The 18,382-nt window shown below is 70.8% G+C and carries 15 protein-coding genes; 5 read left to right on the top strand and 10 right to left on the bottom strand.

Annotated elements, in window-relative coordinates; all coding sequences use genetic code 11:
• The first annotated feature begins 8 nt into the window (after positions 1–8).
• Complete coding sequence (locus EUA94_RS11650) at positions 9–1,208, top strand: acyltransferase family protein (protein ID WP_165356867.1); 1,200 nt, start codon at positions 9–11, stop codon at positions 1,206–1,208.
• Here the strand turns inward: EUA94_RS11650 and EUA94_RS11645 are convergent.
• Together EUA94_RS11645 and EUA94_RS11640 are read right to left on the bottom strand one after the other, a co-directional pair.
• The gene (locus EUA94_RS11645; RefSeq protein ID WP_165356866.1) at positions 1,112–5,224 is read right to left on the bottom strand and encodes an alpha-(1->3)-arabinofuranosyltransferase domain-containing protein; all 4,113 of its coding nucleotides are present in this window, start codon (positions 5,222–5,224) and stop codon (positions 1,112–1,114) included. The two genes, EUA94_RS11650 and EUA94_RS11645, sit on opposite strands and share 97 nt — an antisense overlap.
• Positions 5,191–5,958: a class I SAM-dependent methyltransferase gene (locus EUA94_RS11640; protein WP_242494815.1), complete on the bottom strand. Its 768-nt coding sequence runs from the start codon at positions 5,956–5,958 to the stop codon at positions 5,191–5,193. Before EUA94_RS11640 ends, EUA94_RS11645 begins: the two co-directional genes overlap by 34 nt.
• Before the next feature lie 41 nt (positions 5,959–5,999).
• On the opposite strand from EUA94_RS11640, the gene EUA94_RS11635 reads away from it, so the two are divergent.
• Positions 6,000–7,157, top strand: coding sequence for a glycosyltransferase family 4 protein (locus tag EUA94_RS11635; RefSeq protein WP_165356865.1), 1,158 nt, complete (start codon positions 6,000–6,002; stop codon positions 7,155–7,157).
• A 33-nt stretch (positions 7,158–7,190) separates the two neighbouring features.
• Here EUA94_RS11635 and EUA94_RS22140 read toward each other — a convergent pair whose 3' ends face one another.
• The gene (locus tag EUA94_RS22140; protein ID WP_165356864.1) at positions 7,191–7,349 is read right to left on the bottom strand and encodes a hypothetical protein; all 159 of its coding nucleotides are present in this window, start codon (positions 7,347–7,349) and stop codon (positions 7,191–7,193) included.
• A gap of 63 nt (positions 7,350–7,412) precedes the next feature.
• Positions 7,413–9,107 carry an MmpA family trehalose lipid delivery protein gene (locus EUA94_RS11630; RefSeq protein WP_129427043.1) on the bottom strand — a complete coding sequence of 565 codons (1,695 nt, stop codon included), beginning with the start codon at positions 9,105–9,107 and terminating at the stop codon, positions 7,413–7,415.
• A gap of 23 nt (positions 9,108–9,130) precedes the next feature.
• On the opposite strand from EUA94_RS11630, the gene EUA94_RS11625 reads away from it, so the two are divergent.
• The gene (locus tag EUA94_RS11625; RefSeq protein ID WP_242494814.1) at positions 9,131–10,408 is read left to right on the top strand and encodes a lipopolysaccharide biosynthesis protein; all 1,278 of its coding nucleotides are present in this window, start codon (positions 9,131–9,133) and stop codon (positions 10,406–10,408) included.
• Here the strand turns inward: EUA94_RS11625 and polA are convergent.
• A complete protein-coding gene (gene polA / locus EUA94_RS11620) occupies positions 10,402–13,116 on the bottom strand; it encodes a DNA polymerase I (protein ID WP_129427042.1) in 2,715 nt (904 codons plus the stop codon). The two genes, EUA94_RS11625 and polA, sit on opposite strands and share 7 nt — an antisense overlap.
• A gap of 42 nt (positions 13,117–13,158) precedes the next feature.
• Here polA and EUA94_RS11615 point away from each other — a divergent pair, with 42 nt between their 5' ends.
• Positions 13,159–13,599, top strand: a complete 441-nt coding sequence (locus tag EUA94_RS11615; RefSeq protein ID WP_207210510.1) for a hotdog fold thioesterase — start codon at positions 13,159–13,161, stop codon at positions 13,597–13,599.
• Positions 13,600–13,602: 3 nt separating this feature from the next.
• Complete coding sequence (locus EUA94_RS11610) at positions 13,603–13,902, top strand: hypothetical protein (protein WP_129427040.1); 300 nt, start codon at positions 13,603–13,605, stop codon at positions 13,900–13,902.
• A 6-nt stretch (positions 13,903–13,908) separates the two neighbouring features.
• Here the strand turns inward: EUA94_RS11610 and EUA94_RS11605 are convergent, their stop codons facing one another.
• From EUA94_RS11605 to EUA94_RS11585, 5 genes are all read right to left on the bottom strand, one after another.
• Positions 13,909–14,478, bottom strand: a complete 570-nt coding sequence (locus tag EUA94_RS11605; RefSeq protein WP_129427039.1) for a GNAT family N-acetyltransferase — start codon at positions 14,476–14,478, stop codon at positions 13,909–13,911.
• Positions 14,479–14,568: 90 nt separating this feature from the next.
• Entirely contained in the window at positions 14,569–15,279 is a 711-nt protein-coding gene (locus EUA94_RS11600) for an ABC transporter ATP-binding protein (protein ID WP_129427038.1), read from the bottom strand.
• The gene (locus EUA94_RS11595; protein WP_129427037.1) at positions 15,269–16,219 is read right to left on the bottom strand and encodes an ABC transporter ATP-binding protein; all 951 of its coding nucleotides are present in this window, start codon (positions 16,217–16,219) and stop codon (positions 15,269–15,271) included. The genes EUA94_RS11600 and EUA94_RS11595 overlap by 11 nt, the downstream gene beginning before the upstream one ends.
• Positions 16,212–17,351: a branched-chain amino acid ABC transporter permease gene (locus EUA94_RS11590; RefSeq protein ID WP_129427036.1), complete on the bottom strand. Its 1,140-nt coding sequence runs from the start codon at positions 17,349–17,351 to the stop codon at positions 16,212–16,214. Before EUA94_RS11590 ends, EUA94_RS11595 begins: the two co-directional genes overlap by 8 nt.
• A complete protein-coding gene (locus EUA94_RS11585; protein ID WP_129427035.1) occupies positions 17,348–18,319 on the bottom strand; it encodes a branched-chain amino acid ABC transporter permease in 972 nt (323 codons plus the stop codon). Before EUA94_RS11585 ends, EUA94_RS11590 begins: the two co-directional genes overlap by 4 nt.
• Positions 18,320–18,382: the final 63 nt, after the last annotated feature.

The raw sequence follows: 18,382 nt of genomic DNA, 5'->3' as shown, positions 1-18,382 counted from the left end.
TGTCGGGCGTGGGAGGCCGCGCGTTCACGCCTGTGTTCGCCGTGCTCGACCCCCTGCGCGCGGTCGGCGCACTGGCTGTGGTCGTCACGCACGCCACCTTCTGGACCGGCGACTACGTACGCCACGGCGTCCTCGGCTCCGTCCTCGCCAGGCTCGACGTCGGCGTGGCCATCTTCTTCGTGCTGTCCGGGTTCCTCCTGTCCCACCACTACCTCAGCCGGGCGTGGAACCGCGAGCCGGCCGAACCGACCGGGCGCTACTTCTGGAAGCGGTTCCTGCGCATCTACCCGGCGTACGTCGTCGCCGTGCTCCTGGCCATGGTGTTCATCGAGGACAACTCCGACGCCACGTTCACGGACTGGGCGACGGTCCTGCTGATGGGCGACATCTACGCCACCGACACCTACCGACCCGGGCTCACCCAGATGTGGAGCCTGGCGACGGAGGTCTCCTTCTACCTCGCGCTGCCGGTGCTGATGCTGCTCGCGACCGGGCGGTCCGGGGCGCGGCCGCGGACCCGGCGGGTGCTGTCCGTCGTCGGCGCGATGTGTGCGGTGAACGTGCTGTGGACACTCGCCCTGCAGCAGCGCGTGCAGGACGGCCTGGCCACGGGCGTCCCGGGCAACTGGTTGCCGAGCTACCTCCTGTGGTTCGGCGCCGGCATCGCGCTCGCGTGGGCGCACCTGCTCCACCAGAACGGGCGTGCGGGAGCCGTCACCCAGGCGCTCGCCTCGCTGGGGCGGTCCCCCGGTGTGTGCTGGACCCTGGCCCTGGGCCTGCTCGTGGTGGCGGCCACCCCGCTCGGCGGACCCACGATGCTGGCACCGCCCACCGAGGCCGAGGCGCTGACCAAGCAGGTCCTCTACGCCGCCATCGGCGCGGTGCTCGTCACGTCCGGCGCCTTCAACGCCCCGGACTCCCGCTACACGCACCTGATGTCACGGCCGCTCCTGCGCCACCTCGGCCACATCTCGTACAGCGTGTTCTGCCTGCACCTGGTCGTGCTCCACTTCGTGATGTGGGTGACCCCCTACGAGCTGTTCGTCGGCACCAACGGACCCCAGGTGGTGGGCTTGACGCTGCTCATCACGCTGCCGCTCGCCGAGCTCCTCTACCGCTTCGTCGAGCTGCCCGCGATGCGGCTGCGTTCGCTCGGTCGCGCGGCCGAGGACACCACCAGGACCATTGCCAGCAGCACCGCGAGCTGAGGCAGCAGCCGGGTCCCTCCCCAGCCGTCGGCCGCACCCCAGGCGTGGAACGCGTAGTAGACCGCGGCGCCCAGGACGAGGAGCCCGGCCGTCCATGACCAGGCGTCGCCCGGCGCCCCCCAGCGTCGGACGGCCAGCACTCCCGTCAGCGCCAGGACCGCGCCCGGCCAGCCTGCGATGAGGCCCAGGGACACCGTCGTCAGGATCGTCCAGGTCCCTCCCGAGAGGATCCGGGTGCCGACGGGAGCAGCGGGGCTCGACGGGGGCCTGCGCCACCAGAAGAGCACGAGGGCCAGCAGTCCGATGAGCGTGAGGGCGCCGACCAGCAGGCCGGATCGGTACAGCCGCTCCGGACCGTACGTCTCGGTCACGGGACCGCTGGCGGTCTCGTCGAGGAGCCAGCCCTGCTGCCACCCGTCGATGCGGACTGCGGTCAGGTCCTCTCCGTCCTGGGCTCCGCGCCACCCGTGGTTGCCGTTCTCCCGGAAGGCGAGCACGTCGGCGCCGGCGGGCGGCTCCGCGGTGCGCGAGTCGGCGTCCGAGCTCTCCCACGGGACGGCGGTCGACGTGCCCGGGCGGTAGTCCGGGGAGACGAGCGTCATGCGCGTGGCCGTGAAGACGTCGGTGTTGTCGACGGTCACCTGGTGCTCCCCGGCGGCGAGCGGGAGCGACGCGCCCCCGCACAGCGTTGCGGGCACCTCGTCACCGTCGTAGACCTGGGCCGGGGAGACGGTGAGCCGCGTCGGGTGCTCGACGCCGTCGACCACCACGTCCGGTCCGGAGCCGCACGGCAGCAACCGAGCAGTGGCGCTCGGCGTCAGCGAGGTGAACGGGGCACCGAGGATCGTCAGGTCGCTGATGCCGGCAGCGAGGCTGGTCACTGACTTGTCGAAGCCGATGCTCGAGGTCAGGTCGCTGGTGAGGATCCGGATCGAGACGAAGTCCGTACGCACCGGATCGAACCGCGCGCGGCCGTCGGCGTCGAGCTCGACCTCCGTCGAGCCGCCACGCCAGGACACCAGCACCCGCCGGGGCGCGCGGGCTGCGGCGTCCGGGCTGACGGTGAGGTCGATGCCGCGGACCAGGGTGCGTCCGACCCACCGTGCCTCGAGCGTGGGGGCACCGTCGCTCCGCGACGCCAGCCAGGTGGTGCCGTCGTTTCCGTCGAGGGCGGCGAAGCCCGAGGCCCGGGCGTCGGGGACAGCCTGGCTGGACGACGTCACGGAGACCGGGAAGTCGCGCAGCAGCTCCTCCTCGACCGGACGGCCACGTCCGGGGCGTACCCACAGCTGCGCCCGGTAGGTGGCCGCCTCCGGGAGCTCGAAGCGCCGGGCGAACCCGGTCTCCTCCTCGCCCGTCCTGTCGCGCCCCTCCTGGCACCGCACCGAGAGATCGACGTCGACACATCCCGTACGTGCATCGAGCGCGGCCTCCAGGAGCACGGCCTCTGGACTGCCCCAGGCGTCGGGCACCGTCGGGAGCACGAGCTCCTTGCGCGCCGTCACGCCCGGCACGCGGATCTCGGCGATCCTCGCCTGCAGTCCGGTTGCCTGGCCGGACGTCTCCAACCGGAGCCACCGGGTCTCTCCCGGAGGAAGCGCGACGGTGCGGGAGTCGCCGGCGCCGAGGCTGAACTCCTGGGTGCTGCCTGCCTGCGTGACGACGCGCAGCGTCTGGCTCTCGGGCGCATCGTTCCCCGCGTCCAGCTCCACGGAGTCGATCTCCTGCGGCTCGTCGAGCGCAAGCGTCCAGCTCGGCCTCCGAGTGGCTCCCGGCTGGGAGGCCCACGCCGTGTCGAGGTCACCGTCGATCGCCGCGAAGGCCGACTCCCCCGGTCGGGCGCCTCCGGGCGCGGAGGAGTCCGACATCGCCGAGGACGACGTCACGCTGGCAGCGCCGAGCGTGGTCGCACGTGTCCGCCAGCGGTCGTCGCCCGCATTGACGTACAGGTCCTTGACCGCGTTGGACGAACGCCGCGGGTCCTCCGGCAGCGTGGTGGCGGAGTAGCCGTCGTGGAGCTGGCCGTAGTAGCGCTCGCGGTCCCGGTAGCCGTCGGTGAGGATGACCGGTCCCGTCGGTGCAGCACCGGCGTCGGCATCGGTGGCCAGCACCGTCGGCTGCTCGTCCAGCAGGCCGGCGTCGGCCAGGGACAGCAGGGACTCGGGTCCGCCGACCACCACGGGCAGGGTGTCGGCGGCGACGGCCCCCGGCCCGCCCGTGGTGACCTCGAAGATCTCGATGGCCTGGTAGTTGGTCTGCCACCCGCCGTTGATCACGTTCCGGTCCTCACCGGTGAGGAGGTAGGGCTCGGAACCGAGGTTCGGGCCGAAGCCCTTCTGGCGCACGATCCCCGGTGACTGCTCGAGCGCCTGGTGGAGCAGCACGGTGTCCGGGATGTCGGGAGCCTTGATCACGTCGTTGCGCACGACGAGGAACCGCACACCCGCGCGAGCGAGGTAGGGCGCGAGCCCCGCTGACGGCCGGCCCTGCGCGAGGCGTTCCTCGACCGCGTCCAGGTAGCGGATGTTGCCCGGGGGGACGAACGGGATGTTCGAGCGCACCCCGAACCGTCCCTCCTCGACGAGGAACTCCAGGGGCTCGTCGTTGGGCGTGCCCCACACGAACTGGGCCACCCCCACGCCCGGTGACATCAGTGCGACGGCCTCGTCGCCCTGCCCGTCCAGCCAGGCACCCGCCTCCTCCCAGTAGCCCGGGACCTCGTTGATCGCGCCGAGCGGCGCCATCCGGCCCTGGACCGCGGGCGCAGCCGCGCCCGCCACGGCGATGACCGCCAGCACGGAGAGGCTGGCGTACGTCAGGGGGCGGAGCGCACCGGAGCGCGTCCGGGCCCAGTACTCGCGCGCGGTGAGTGCCTCGAGCAGGAACGCGATGCCGAGCACCATCGGCAACCGGACCACCGGGTCGAACTTGTGGACGTTGCGGGCCGCGGCGAGCGGCCCGTCGAGGGCGGACTGCAACGGCCCGGCGAACCAGCCCTGCAGTGCACCCGTGTGTCCCAGGCCGACCATGAACAGTCCGAGGAGGAGGCTCAGGACGAGGAAGACCCGGTGCGGGTTCCGGCGGTGCGCCATGCCCGCGATGCCGAGCATCAGCAGGATGCCGCTGTTGAGGATCAGGGTCGGCACGCTGATGAGGTCGCGCCCCGCCTGCCACCGGGCGTCGATGTAGGGGACCCAGTGCGAGACCCCGCGCAGCGCGTCGAACAGGGACGTGGGAGTGGTGGTCAGCGCCGACGCCTCGATGAAATCGAGGAACGGCGGGCTGTAGAACCCGAGGAAGAACAGCGGCCCGAGCCACCAGAGCGTGGCCAAGGCCGTGAAGAGCACCCACCACACCATCAGCGCGCGCCTGCGGGGGCCGGGCTGCCGGGTCAGCAACCAGATCGCGGCGACCGGGATCACGCCGAAGCTGGCCGTCGCGTTGACCCCGCCGACCATGCCGACCGCCAGCGCGGACAGCGCCGCGGCCCGGCGCGGCGATCCCTCTGCGGCGCCCTTGATGAGCGGCAGCAGCACCCACGGCGCGAGGGCCGACGGCCACGACTCGATCGAGATGGTGCCGACCGTCGTGACCATCCGCGGCGACAGCGCGTACGCGAAGCCGGCCACGAGGCAGGCCACGTCGGAGCGCACGCCGAGGGCCTTGCAGACCTTGGCCGCACCGGTGAACGCGACGCACATGACCAGCGCCATGAAGAGCCTCTGCAGCGCCCAACCGGGGATGTCGAGGAGTTGGCCGACCCCGAAGAACGGTCCCATCGGCCACAGGTAGCCGTAGGCCTGGTTCTGGAGCTGACCGATCGCGCCGTTCGAGTCCCACATGTGCAGGGCGCGGGACAGGTAGTGCCACGGGTCGACGACCAGGTCGAACTTGGTGTCGAAGAGCAGGTACCCCGGAAGCTGGGCGAAGGCGAGCGCCAGCAGCGCCACGCACCCCGCGACGAGCCTCAGCCTGAAGGTGGTCAGCGACGGCGCAGGACGATCACCAGATTCCACGTCGTCACCTCCCGCAGGATCGGGATGCGGAGGAGCACGTGCGCCCAGCGAGGGTTGTAGCGAGCAGTGATGTCGAGGACCTCGCCGTGCTGCTGCGACCCGGACCAGCGCAGGCCGTCGGCGACCGTGACCGCGAAGAGCGACTCGCCGAAGCGGTTCTTCGGCTCGCGCCCGTGCGTGCGCCGGTAGCGCCGTCGGGCAAAGGCGCCACTGACCAGGTGCCACGGCGCTGTCTCGTGGCCGCCCCACGGCCCGAACCAGACGGTGTAGCTGATGAACACCACTCCCCCGGGCTGCACCACGCGGAGCATCTCCTCGGCCATCTGCCAGGGGTCGGAGACGTGCTCGAGGACGTTGGAGGAGTAGGCGAGGTCGAACGACCCGGTCCGGAACGGAAGCTGCATGCCGCTGCCGACCACCCGGTGTCCCCGCGCCTCGGTCACGTCGTGCGCATCGACATCAACGGAGAAGTAGTCGGCGCCCGCGCGGACGAACTCGTCACGGAAGTAGCCCGGGCCGCCGCCGACGTCCACGAGCCGCGCACCGCGGAGGTCGACGTACTGCGCCACCTGCGCCGCGGAGTCGCGCGCCAGGGCGGTGTAGAAGCGCGCGGGGTCCGGTTGCTCGAAGCGGAACTCCCGCAGGAGGTGGACGGAACGACGCAGGTCGGCCCGCCAGCGCCGCTGTCCGGAGGAGGCAGACGACACCTCGGATGGGACGGTCGGGCTCGGCACGGCGCCGACCCTACCCCGCAGTAGCTGTACGGTGTGCCCCTATGTCCGACACGCACGACCTTGCCGGGAAGCACGTCGCCTTCTTCAGCTGGCGCGACACCCACAACCCCGAGGGAGGTGGCGCAGAGCGCTACCTCGAGAAGATGGCAGAGGGCCTTGTGGCGCGCGGCGCCCAGGTCACCGTCTTCTGCGCTGCCCATGCCGCGGCGCCTCCGGAGGAGGTCGTCAACGGCGTGCGATTCGTCCGCCGGGGCTCCAAGCTGACCGTCTACCAGTCCGGCTTCGCAGCACTCGCGCGCGGCCGACTCGGCCACGTCGACCTCGTCGTCGACGTCCAGAACGGGATGCCCTTCATGACCCGCGCCGCCACCCGGGCGCCGGTGGTGGTGCTGGTGCACCACGTGCACCGCGAGCAGTGGCCGGTCGTCTACCCCGGGCTCGCCGGCAAGGTCGGATGGGCGATCGAGCACCGGGTGGCGCCCCGGCTCTACCGGTCGTGCCAGTACGTCGCGGTCTCCCGGGCAACGCGCGATGAGCTGACCGTCCTCCGCGTCGACCGCGAGCGGATCGCCGTGGTGCACAACGGCACCGACCCGGTCGTCGGCACGGGCGCGGGGAAGTCGGCCCATCCCAGCATCGCGGTGGTCGGTCGGCTCGTCCCGCACAAGCAGGTGGAGCACGCGATCGACGCCGCCCTCGACCTGCGCGAGCGCCACCCCGACCTGCGGCTGCACGTGGTGGGCGGCGGGTGGTGGGACGCCGAGCTGCACCGCTACGCGCAGGAGCGTGGCGCTGGCTCCACGGTCCAGTTCGAGGGACACGTGGACGAGGTGCGCAAGCACGAGCTCTTCGAGACGAGCTGGGTGCTCGCCCTGCCGTCGTTGAAGGAGGGCTGGGGGCTCGTGGTCGGCGAGGCGGGCATGCACCGCACCCCGACCGTGGCGTACGCCTCGGCGGGCGGGACCCGCGAGTCGATCGCGAACGGACGGTCAGGACTCCTCGTCGACGACGCCCGGGCGCTCACCGACGCGCTGGGCACGTTGCTCGAGGACGCCGGACGGCGCGAGCAGCTCGGGGACGGGGCCTTCGAGATGAGCCACCAGTTCACCTGGGAGCACGCGCAGGAGTCGTTCGCCCACGTCCTGGCAGCGGTGCTGCGGGGCGAGCGGGTCGACGCTCAGGACCCCGACGAGGAATGAGCCTGACGGCTCAGGTCGATCAGGCCGGAGCCGTCACTCGATGGTGGCGCCGTAGCTGAACTCGGGAGAATCGATCGTGCCCGGGGACTGCTCCGGGGCGCTGGTCTGGTTCGCGATGACGCCCATGAGCGTGGCAACCGCGAGGACTCCGCCGACGACGCAGCTGACGACCGGGGTGACGAGATTGTTCATGAATCCGAGTCCCTCCTCTGGGTACGCCCCGAAAGGTACCAGTCGGTAGCCAGCGCAACGCAATCATTGTGCAAAGTTCGAGCGGCGGGCGCGGCGCAGGCGGACCATCCCCACGAGCAGGAGGCTCGCCCAGGCAGCCCACGCGACAGCCATGGCAGTCACCCAGGCACCCGTGGGCTGCGGTGGTGCAGCGCCGGGACCCACGTCGACGACGCGCAGCTCGCCGTACTCCCCGACGGTGTCGCCCGCGACCTCGGGCACCTCGACCCGGTCCACGTCCTCGACCACCACGAGGCGTACGCCCGCGGCACGCAGTGCCTCCGCCCGCGCCTCCGGCGTCGGGGCGGCGAGGCCGTCCCGGACCTCGGCAGCCCTCGGGTCCTCCCCCGCCAGGGTCTCGCCGTCCACCACGAGCTGGTCCTCGACGACCACGTGCCTGCCGAGGTAGCGACCCAGGGGGTCGAGCACGGGCCGGCCGCCGTTCCACGACGGCGCCCGGTAGCTCTGGAACGGCAGCAGGACGACGTCCCCCGGAGGAAGCGTGGCCAGCGCCTCGACCGCCCCCTCGTACGACGCGGTGTAGTCGACGGCGGCCAGGCGGCCCGACAGGCCGAGGGCAGCGTCCGGCATCAGCGCGACAGGCGCCAGGACACAGCCGAGGGCGACCATCGTGCGGGACGCCGTGTCGGGGAAGACCCGCACCACCGCGTCGGCCCCGCGGCCTGCGAGCACCGCGGTCAGGGGCGCCGCGAGGGCGAGCATGCGCGCACCGTCCCGCAGCAGCCCGCCCCCGGGGACGGTGCCGGCGAGCCGACCGGTTGCGTCCGGGAGTGCCCAGGTCGCGACCACTAGGACCATCCCGACCGACCAGCAGACGAGCAGTGGCGTCCGCAGCAGCACAGGGACGCTCGACCATCCGCGTCGCAGGGCGACCGCGGCCAACAGCACGAGCAGGATCGTCAGGCCGACGGCGAGCACGCCGGTGCGGGAACCCGGCACCGACTCGGCGTTCCACACTCCTCCGAGCGTGAGGAAGTGCAGTGGCGCGGGCAGCAGGCCCTCCCGGCTGCTCGGCGCGAAGACGTCGGCACCGACCGCGCTGGAGGTGGCCTCCCCCGCGTGCAGCAACCCCGAGGCCACCCACGGGGCATTCGCCGCCCCCACGAGGACCGCCAGCCCCACCCACCGGCGGCGGGACCGCTCGGCCGCGGCGGCGACAACGGCGACGGCCGTCACCAGCCCGGTCGTGGCACTCAGGCTCCCGACCAGCAGCAGCACCGCCAGGCGCGCCGGCAGCCAGCCTGTCCTCCTCCACGTCGCACCGGCCAGCAGGACCCACGGCAGCACCCCGTAGCCGACGAGCACGGGCCAGTGGCCGATCGCCAGCCGTTCCACGACGAAGGGGTTCCACACGAACACGGTCGCTGCCACCAGGCGCGCCACGGTTCCGCGACCACACAGCGCGGCCGCGCCGGAGCCGGCGGACACGAGGGCACCGAGCAGCACGAGCTTCTGCAGGACCTCGCCCGGGACGACCTCGTCGAGCACGGCCACCACCGCGTCGGACGGGACCGCCCTCGGCAGCGCGGTGCCGAGGCCGAGCGCGTCCAGGCCGAGCGAGAGGTCGGGGACCCAGACCATGTCGTACGTCAGGACGAATCCCCGGCCCAGCGCGCCGCCCAGCATGAGGACCGCGAGGACCAGCGCCCAGCACGTCGGAAGCCAGCGAGCCGCCGCGCCCCACGTCCGATCCTGCACGCCAGCACCCTAGGGTGTGCCGCATGACCACAGGTGGGCGCGGTCTGGCGCGCCGCGCGTCCGGCGCCGGGCGCACCAGCGGCGGCGTGGGCCGCCTCCTGGGCGGCAGCGGTCAGATCGCCGTGGCGATGATGACGATGAACGTCGCGACGTACGCCTTCACGATGACGACCGCACGCGTGATCGGGCCGGTCGCCTACGGCGCCTTCTTCGCTCTGATGAACCTGGTGCTGATCCTCAGCGTCGTCATGCTGGGACTGCAGGCCACCGCTGCCCGCCGGATCAGCGCCGACCCGTCGCAGGTCGGGCGGATCGAGGGCGAGATCCTCCGCGTCTCGTTGCGCGCGTCACTGCTGGTGGGCGGCCTGCTCCTCCTCGGGGCGCCGCTGGTCAACCGCCTGCTCGACCTCTCCAGCCTGCCGTCGGCCCTGCTGGTCGGCGTCGCCGCCGCCGCGATGACCATGACGGGCGCCCAGGCGGGCATCCTCCAGGGCGAGAGGCGCTGGCGGGAGCTCGCCATCCTCTACGTCCTCTCGGGCGTCCCGCGCCTGGTGATCGGACTGGCCCTGATCCTGTGGCAGCCCACCGAGTTCATGGCGTTCCTGGGCGTCACCCTCGGCTTCTACGCCCCCGTCCTCTACGGCTTCGTGGTGCTGCGCCACCGCCGCGAGTCGGGCGCGACCACCGAGCGGGGCACCCTGCTGCCGGTCATCAAGGAGTCGGTGGTGAATTCACAGGCGTTGTTCGCCTACTTCGCCCTGACCAACATCGACATGCTGGTCGGGCGGTCCGTCCTCGATGCACATGACTCGGGCCTGTACGCAGCCGGCCTGATCGTGACGCGGGCGGTGATGTTCCTGCCGCAGTTCGTCGTCGTCATCGCCTTCCCGTCGATGTCGGCCAGCCCGAGCCACGCGGGCGCGCTCCTGCGGAGCATGGCGCTCGTCGGCGGCTCGGGCGCGGCGTGCGTGCTCGGCGCCGCACTGCTCCCGGACATCGCGCTTGCCTTCGCCGGCGGCCAGGACTACGACGAGGTTCGCGGGCTGCTGTGGGCGTTCGCCCTGCTCGGCATGTGCATGTCCCTGCTCCAGCTGCTGGTCTACTCGGTGCTCGCCCACCGCGGCGTGCTGTCGATGGCACTGGTGTGGGTCGGGTTCGTGGCGGTCGCCGGCCTCGCTTCGACGATGGTGTCCACCGTGCCGGGGCTGCTCGTCGTGGTGCTCGGCGTCGAGGCCGTGCTGCTGGCGGCGCTCCTGGTCATCAGCTTCGTCAAGCTTCGGGAGGACTCGCCGGCTCAGTGAGCCGCGTCGTGCCAGCTGCGACCCGTGCCGATCGACACGTCGAGCGGCACCGCGAGGTCGGCCGCGCCGCCCATCTCCCTGCGGACCAGCTCGGCGAGCGCCTCGCCCTCGCCGGGCGCGACCTCGAACACGAGCTCGTCGTGCACCTGGAGCAGCATCCGCGAGCGCAGCCCCTGCTCGGCCAGCGCCCGCTCCACGCCCAGCATCGCGACCTTGACCAGGTCGGCGGCCGATCCCTGGATCGGTGCGTTGAGCGCCATCCGCTCGGCCGTGTCGCGGCGCTGGCGGTTGTCGCTGGTGAGGTCGGGCAGGTAGCGCCGACGGCCCAGGATGGTCTCGGTGAACCCCGACTTGCGGGCCTCGTCGACGATGCCGCCGAGGTAGTCGCGTACGCCGCCGAACGTCTCGAAGTACTCCTCCATCAGCCCCGCCGCCTCGCCGGTGCTGATGCGGAGCTGCTGCGAGAGCCCGAACGCGGACAGGCCGTAGGCGAGGCCGTAGTTCATCGCCTTGATCTTGGCTCGCTGCTCCACGCTGACGTCGGCGGCGTCGACCTCGAACACCCGGGCGGCAGTGATGGAGTGGAAGTCCTGACCCGAGCGGAACGCCTCGATGAGCAGGGCGTCCTCGGACAGGTGGGCCATGATCCGCATCTCGATCTGGCTGTAGTCGGCCGTCAGCAGCGACTCGTTGCCCTCACCGACCACGAACGCCTCGCGGATCCGGCGCCCGGCCTCGGTGCGGATCGGGATGTTCTGGAGGTTGGGGTCCGTGCTGGAGAGACGGCCCGTGGCGGCGATGATCTGGTTGTACGTCGTGTGGATCCGGCCGTCGGAGGCCACGGTCTTGAGCAGGCCCTCGACCGTCTGCCGCAGCCGGATGACGTCGCGGTGGCGCAGCAGGTGCTGGAGGAACGGGTGCTCGGTCTTCTCGAACAGCACCTGGAGGGCGTCGGCGTCGGTGGTGTAGCCGGTCTTGGTGCGCTTGGTCTTGGGCATGTCGAGCTCGTCGAACAGCACGACCTGCAGCTGCTTCGGCGACCCGAGGTTGATCTCCTTGCCGATGACGTCGTACGCGTCGGTGGCCGCGGTGCGGACCTGGTCGCCGAAGTCGGACTCGAGGCCCTCGAGGTAGTCGGTGTCGACGGCGATGCCGACCTGCTCCATCCGCACCAGCGTGCCGATCAGCGGGAGCTCGACGTCGCGCAGCAGACCGGTGCCGCCGTGCTCCTCGACCGCTCCGTCGAGGGCGTTGGCGAGATCGAGCACCGCACGTGCCGTGAGCATCGCCGCGTCGCTGGCGGTGGTGTCGTCCAGGGCGTCGAGGGTGAGCTGGTCGGCGTCGGTCGTGTCCTGGCGCAGCTCGCGCCTGAGGTAGCGCAGGGTCAGGTCGGCCAGGTCGTACGAGCGCTGGTCGGGCTGCACGAGGTAGGCCGCGAGTGCGGTGTCGACGGCGAGGCCGGACAGCTCCCAGCCGCGCGCGGCGAGCGCCAGGCTCGGGCCGTTGGCGTCGTGGAGCGCCTTGGGTCGTGCGGGGTCGGCGAGCCACACGGCCACGGCCGCGTCGTCGTCGGGCCCGATGTCGGCGACATCGACCCACGCGGCACTGCCGTCGTCGGCCGCGACGGCGATCGCCACCACCTCGCCGGTGCCCGCGCGCCAGGTGCCGGTGACCGCGACGCCGACCCGCTCCCCCGCAGGCGCGTGCTCCTCGAGCCAGGCGGCCACCTCACCGGGCGCCAGGCGTACGCCGTCGAGCTCGAATCCCGCTTCGGCGGTCAGCTCGTCGACGGGCGCCGGGTCGATGGTGTCGAGCAGCCGGCCACGCAGCTCGCCGCGGAACTCCAGCTCGTCGAGGAGCTCGAGGCCGGCGGTGCGGTCCCAGGGGCGGCGGTCGAAGTCGCCCGGGTGCAACGGGAGCGACATGTCGCGCACGAGCGCGTTGAGCTGGCGGTTGCGGATCACGTCGCCGAGGTGATCGCGCAGCGCCTCGCCCTTCTTGCCGGTGATCTCGTCGGCGCGGGCGATGACGTTGTCGAGGCCGTCGAACTGGTTGATCCACCGCGCCGCGAAGCCCGGGCCGACCCCGGGCACGCCGGGCAGGTTGTCGGACGTCTCGCCGACGATCGCCGCCAGCTCGGGATAGCGGTGCGGAGGGACGCCGTACTTCTCCTCGACGGCCGCCGGCGTGAGGCGGGCGAGGTTGCTCACGCCCTGCATCGGGTAGAGCACGGTCGAGCTGTCGGTGACGAGCTGGATGGAGTCGCGGTCACCGGTGAGGATCAGCACCTCCATCCCGTCGGCCAGGGCCTCGGTGACGAGGGTGGCGATGATGTCGTCGGCCTCGAAGCCGGCGACGTCGAGGTGCTGGATGGACAGTGCGTCGAGCACCCGGCGGATCAGCGGCAGCTGGCTGCTGAACTCGTCGGGCGTCTTGTTGCGCTTGGCCTTGTACTCGCTGTACTGCTCGAGCCGGAAGGTCTGGCGCGACTTGTCGAAGGCCACCGCCACGTGCGTGGGGACCTCGTCGCGCAGCACGTTGACCAGCATCGAGGTGAAGCCGTAGACCGCGTTGGTGTGCTGGCCGGTCGCCGTCGCGAAGTTCTCCACCGGCAGCGCAAAGAACGCGCGATAGGCCAGCGAGTGGCCGTCGAGCAGGAGGAGGCGGGGACGGGACTGCTCACGCGCGGTGACACTTTCCTGGGGCACCCGCCGACTCTATCCACCGCCACCGACAGCAGAATGGGCGCCATGACGACCCCACAGACACTGGCCGGCCTGAGCATCGAGGAGCTGCTCGACTTCATGCCGGAGGGCAACGGACGACTCAACGACAAGATGGGCATACAGCTCGTCGAGGTCGCCGCCGAACGGGTGGTGGCGACCATGCCGGTCGAGGGCAACACCCAGCCCTTCGGCCTCCTCCACGGCGGAGCGTCGGTCGTGCTGGCAGAGACGCTCGGCTCGATCGGGTCGGCGATCCACGCCTACCCCGCGAAGATCGCCGTGGGCGTGGACATCAACGCCACCCACCACCGGTCGGCCACGACGGGCACCGTCACCGGCGTCGCGACCGCGATCCACCTGGGCCGGTCGTCGACGGCGTACGACATCGTCATCAGCGACGAGCAGGGTCGGAGGGTCTGCACCTCACGCATCACCTGCGCGCTGCTCGACGCGCCGAAGGGCTGAGGCGTGCCCGAGCGACCCGAGATCGTCTGCATCTGCGGCTCCACCCGGTTCACCGACGAGATGCGCGCCGCGAACCGCGACCTGACCTTCGCGGGCGTCATCGTCGTCGCCCCGGGTGAGGCGGACGAGGTGGTCACGCCCGAGCAGAAGGCCGTGCTGGACGACCTGCACCTGCGCAAGATCGACCTGGCCGACCGGGTCCTGGTGGTCAACCCCGGCGGCTACGTCGGCGAGTCCACGAGCCGGGAGATCGCGTACGCCCGTACGACCGGCACGCCGGTCACGTACACCGATCCTGTCTGACCGCTGTCAGCCGGGGACGCGCTCGCGCCGGACCCGCCGCGCGGCGAGCACCCGGTCGATGCGCTGACGGCTCGACACGGCATGCGTCACCTGCCGCGACTGCGGCAGCCGAGCGCGTACGGCGCTGGTGGTCGACGCGCGCAGCATCGCCTGCGGGGCGAACGACAGCCGCGCCATGAAGCGGTTGGCGTCGCGTGCCTCGGCCGCTGCGGCCGTCTGCACGTGGGTGATCCCGTGCTGCTCGGCGAAGCGACAGGCAGCCTCCATCAGCGCACTGCCCACGCCCTTGCGGCGGAACCGCTGGAAGACGTGCGGCGATACGGCGAGCACCGCCGGCTCGAGGTTGAGCGGCGTGAACGTCGTGGCCTCGAGGTAGACGGCGCCGGCGACCTCGCCGTCGATCTCGGCGACCGCGATGCAGTGGTCGTCACGCTCGTGCGCCGTGGCGATCACGACCGACACGTCGGCGAGCTGCTCGTCGAGCCCGCCGCGGCGGAGGATGTCGCCCCACAGCTCACGCAGCGAAGCCGCGTCAGAGGGCTCTGCTGCACGTACGGTCACCGGAGTACGGCTCATCGACCCACCACTTCCTCGTGCACGGACCGTGGCCCCCTGCCGTCCCTTCACGGCACCACACCCGGGCGACCCTATCGCCCGGCACTGCGATCAGGCTACGCCGAGGTACGCCTCGCGCACCGACGGATCGTCGAGAAGCTCGGCGCCGGTGCCCGTCTTGACGATGTTGCCGGTCTCGAGGACGTAGGCGCGATCGCTGCGCGTGAGCGCCTGCTTGGCGTTCTGCTCGACGACCAGGATCGTCGTGCCCTGCTGCGAGATCTCGGTGATGATGTCGAAGATCTGCTGGATCAGCATGGGCGCCAGGCCCATCGACGGCTCGTCGAGCATCAGCAGCTTGGGGCGCGACATGAGGGCGCGACCGATGGCCAGCATCTGCTGCTCGCCACCGGACATGGTGCCGGCGATCTGCTTCTTGCGCTCGAGCAGGCGCGGGAACAGGTCGAAGACCCGGTCGTAGTCCTCCTCGATGGCCGCCTTGTCCTTGCGGGTGTACGCGCCCATGTTGAGGTTCTCGGTCACCGTCATGCCCGGGAAGATGCCGCGCCCCTCGGGGCACAGCACGAGGCCCTTGCGCAGCCGCTGGTCGGCGCGCAGCTTCGTGACGTCCTCGCCGTTGAAGGTCACCGAGCCGGCGGACAGCCCGCGTACGCCCGACAGGGCACGCATGGTCGAGGTCTTGCCGGCACCGTTGGCACCGATCAGCGAGACGACCTCGCCCTCCTTGACCTGCACGCTGATCCCGTGGAGGGCCTCGATCTTGCCGTAGCTGAGCACGGCATCCTTCATCTCAAGCAGCATCGTCGGGCTCTCCCAGGTAGGCGGCGATGACCTTCGGGTTGCGGGCGACCTCTTCGGGGCTGCCCTCCGCGATCTTCTGGCCGAACTCGAGCACGACGATGCGGTCGGTGACGCCGAGGACCAGCTTCATGTCGTGCTCGATGACCAGGACCGTGTGGCCGAGGTCGCGGATGCGGCGGATGAGACCCATGAGGTCCTCCTTCTCCGCGGGGTTGAAGCCGGCAGCCGGCTCGTCGAGGCAGATCAGCTCCGGCTCGGTGGCCAGGGCACGCGCGATCTCGAGGCGACGCTGGTAGCCGTAGGGCAGGTTGCGTGCCAGCTCGTGCGCCCGGTCGGCGATGCCGACGAAGCGCAGCAGCTCCATCGACCGACGACGACCGGCTCGCTCCTCCAGCGTGTGGCGGCTGATGCCGAACACCTTGGCGAGGCTGCGGCGGATGCCCGACTCGGGCAGCTCCTCCTCGGAGGGCCGCACGCGGTAGGTCCGGAAGAGCACGCCGACGACACTCGTCTTGTGGCGGGCGTCGCAGCCCACCATCACGTTCTCCATCGCCGACATCTCCGGGAAGAGCCGGATGTTCTGGAACGTACGCGCGATGCCGAGGTGGTTGATCGTGTGCGGCTTGATGCCCGCGATCTCCTTGCCCTTGAAGCGGATCGCGCCCTCGGTCGGGGTGTAGACCCCCGTCATCGCGTTGAACGCGGTCGTCTTGCCGGCACCGTTGGGCCCGATCAGCCCGAGGATCTCGCCCCGGCGGATCTGGAAGTTCACGTCGTTGAGGGCCACGACGCCGCCGAAGCGGAGGGTGACGTGGTCCAGCTCGAGCAGGACCTCGCCCACCTCACCGGACGTCTCGATCGCGATTTGGTCGTGGTTGGAGGTGTCCTCCAGCACGACGTCCGTGTCGGTGCTGCTCTCTGCGTGGGTCTGCTCAGACATCGGCAGCAGCCTCCTTGGCTTCTTCTCGTCGATCGTCGAACTCCCTGGCTCTGCGTCTGCTGGGCACCAGTCCCTGCGGGCGCAGGATCATCACCAGCACGAGCGCGACACCGAAGGCGAAGGGACGCCAGTCGACGAGGTCGCGGAACCGCTCAGGGAGATAGGTGAGCAGGAAGGCGCCCGTGAGCGCACCGTAGATGTTGCCGGACCCGCCGATGACCACCATGGCCACGAAGAGGAACGACAGCTGGACCATGAACGCGTTGGGCTCGACGTACTGCTGCTTGGAGCCGAACAACAACCCGGCCAGGCCACCGAGCGTCGCGCCGATGGCGAAGGCCCAGAGCTTGAACTTGAAGCCCGCCACGCCCATCACGGAGGCGGCGTCCTCGTCCTCACGGATCGCGAGCCACGCCCGACCGACCCGGCTGTTCTCGAGTCGGCGAGCCAGGAAGATGATGAGGATGAGGATGGCGAGCGCGAGCCAGTACCAGCGCTCGGCGTCGATCGTGTTGAAGAACGCCCGGCCGTCACTCTCGGGTCCGGGCGGGACCGGCACCTGGGTGATGCCGGCGGCACCGTTGGTGACCCCGTCCAGGTTGCGCGCGGTGATGCGGATGATCTCGCCGAAGCCGAGCGTCACGATGGCGAGGTAGTCACCTCGAAGCCGCAGGGTCGGCGCGCCGAGGAAGACGCCGGCGATCAGCGACATCGTGATGGCGATGGGGATGCAGACGACGAACGGGACCGCCCACTCCTCCGACAGCCCGAACTTGCTCTGCATGGCCTCGACCACGGGCGAGTTGGTCGATCCGAACAGCGCGATCGAGTACGCGCCGAGGGCGTAGAAGCCGACGTAGCCGAGGTCGAGCAGTCCGGCCAGGCCGATCACGACGTTGAGGCCGACGGCCACGATCATGTAGACGACGATCAGGAACAGCACGCTCGCCCAGTCCGACCCGCTCGAGGTGAGGTCGGTGCGGATGTAGGCGAACGGCAGGATGTTGAGGTAGGGCAGGTAGAACGCGAAGGCGACCACCAGCAGCATGACGAACCAGCGGACCGGCTTGGGGGCGTGGTCCCAGCGCTCGCCGAGCTTGAGGCCGCGATAGGCGTCGGTGATCTGGCTCATGCTCGTGCCTTTCCGAGGGACTCACCCAGCAGGCCGGTGGGACGGAACATCAGGATGACGACGAGGACCACGAACGCGTAGACGTTGGTCCAGCTCGAGTCCCAGATCGCCGACGCGTAGACCTCGACGATCCCGAGGAAGAGACCGCCCACGAGGGCGCCGCGCAGGTTGCCGATGCCACCCAGGACGGCTGCGGTGAAGGCCTTGAGCCCGATGATGAATCCGATGTCGAACTTCGTGATGTCGTACTGGACCGTGTAGAGCAGCGCGGCCACACCGGCCATCGCACCACCCAGGACGAAGACCAGCATGATCACGCGTTCGCGGTTGACGCCCATGAGCGACGCGGTGTCGGCGTCCTGCGCGACGGCGCGTACGCCTCGGCCGAGCCGGCTCTTGTTCACGAACGTGTCGAGCGCCAGCATCATCACGATGGCGCCGACGATGATGAGGATGCGGGTGTTGCTCACCGCCAGGTCGAGACCCGGGATGGTGAACACCGTCTTGGTCTCGAGCACGGAGGGGATGTTGACGGTGACGCGGCCGAAGGGGCGTCCGAAGACGACGCGCAGCACCTGGCCGAAGATCTCGACCAGCACCAGGGAGCAGCCGATGCCGGTGATGAGGAAGATGAGGGGCGGGGCGCCCTTCTTGCGCAGCGGCCGGTAGGCGATCCGCTCGACGGCGAGCGCGGTGCCTGCGGAGGCCAGCATGGCGGCGAGCAGGGCGAGCAGGGTGGCCGCGATGACCATCCCGATGCCCGCTCCGGCAGTCACGCCGAGCACGGTGTAGACCCCGAGGACGGTCCAGGTGCCCACCATGAACACTTCAGAGTGGGCGAAGTTGATGAGCTTCATCACGCCGTACACCATGGTGTAGCCGAGCGCGACGAGTGCGTAGATGGATCCGCGGGTGATGCCGTCCAACGTGTGACGGTCCAACCCGCTGATCAGGGCGTCGAAGTCCACTCAGGACCCTCCCAGACAGAGCCCCGAACGGGGCCATGGAGCGGGGGCGGCCGGTTGACGGCC

The organism is Nocardioides zhouii (assembly GCF_004137345.1).
Classification (GTDB): domain Bacteria; phylum Actinomycetota; class Actinomycetes; order Propionibacteriales; family Nocardioidaceae; genus Nocardioides; species Nocardioides zhouii.
This window is presented reverse-complemented; position numbering and strand designations above follow the sequence as displayed.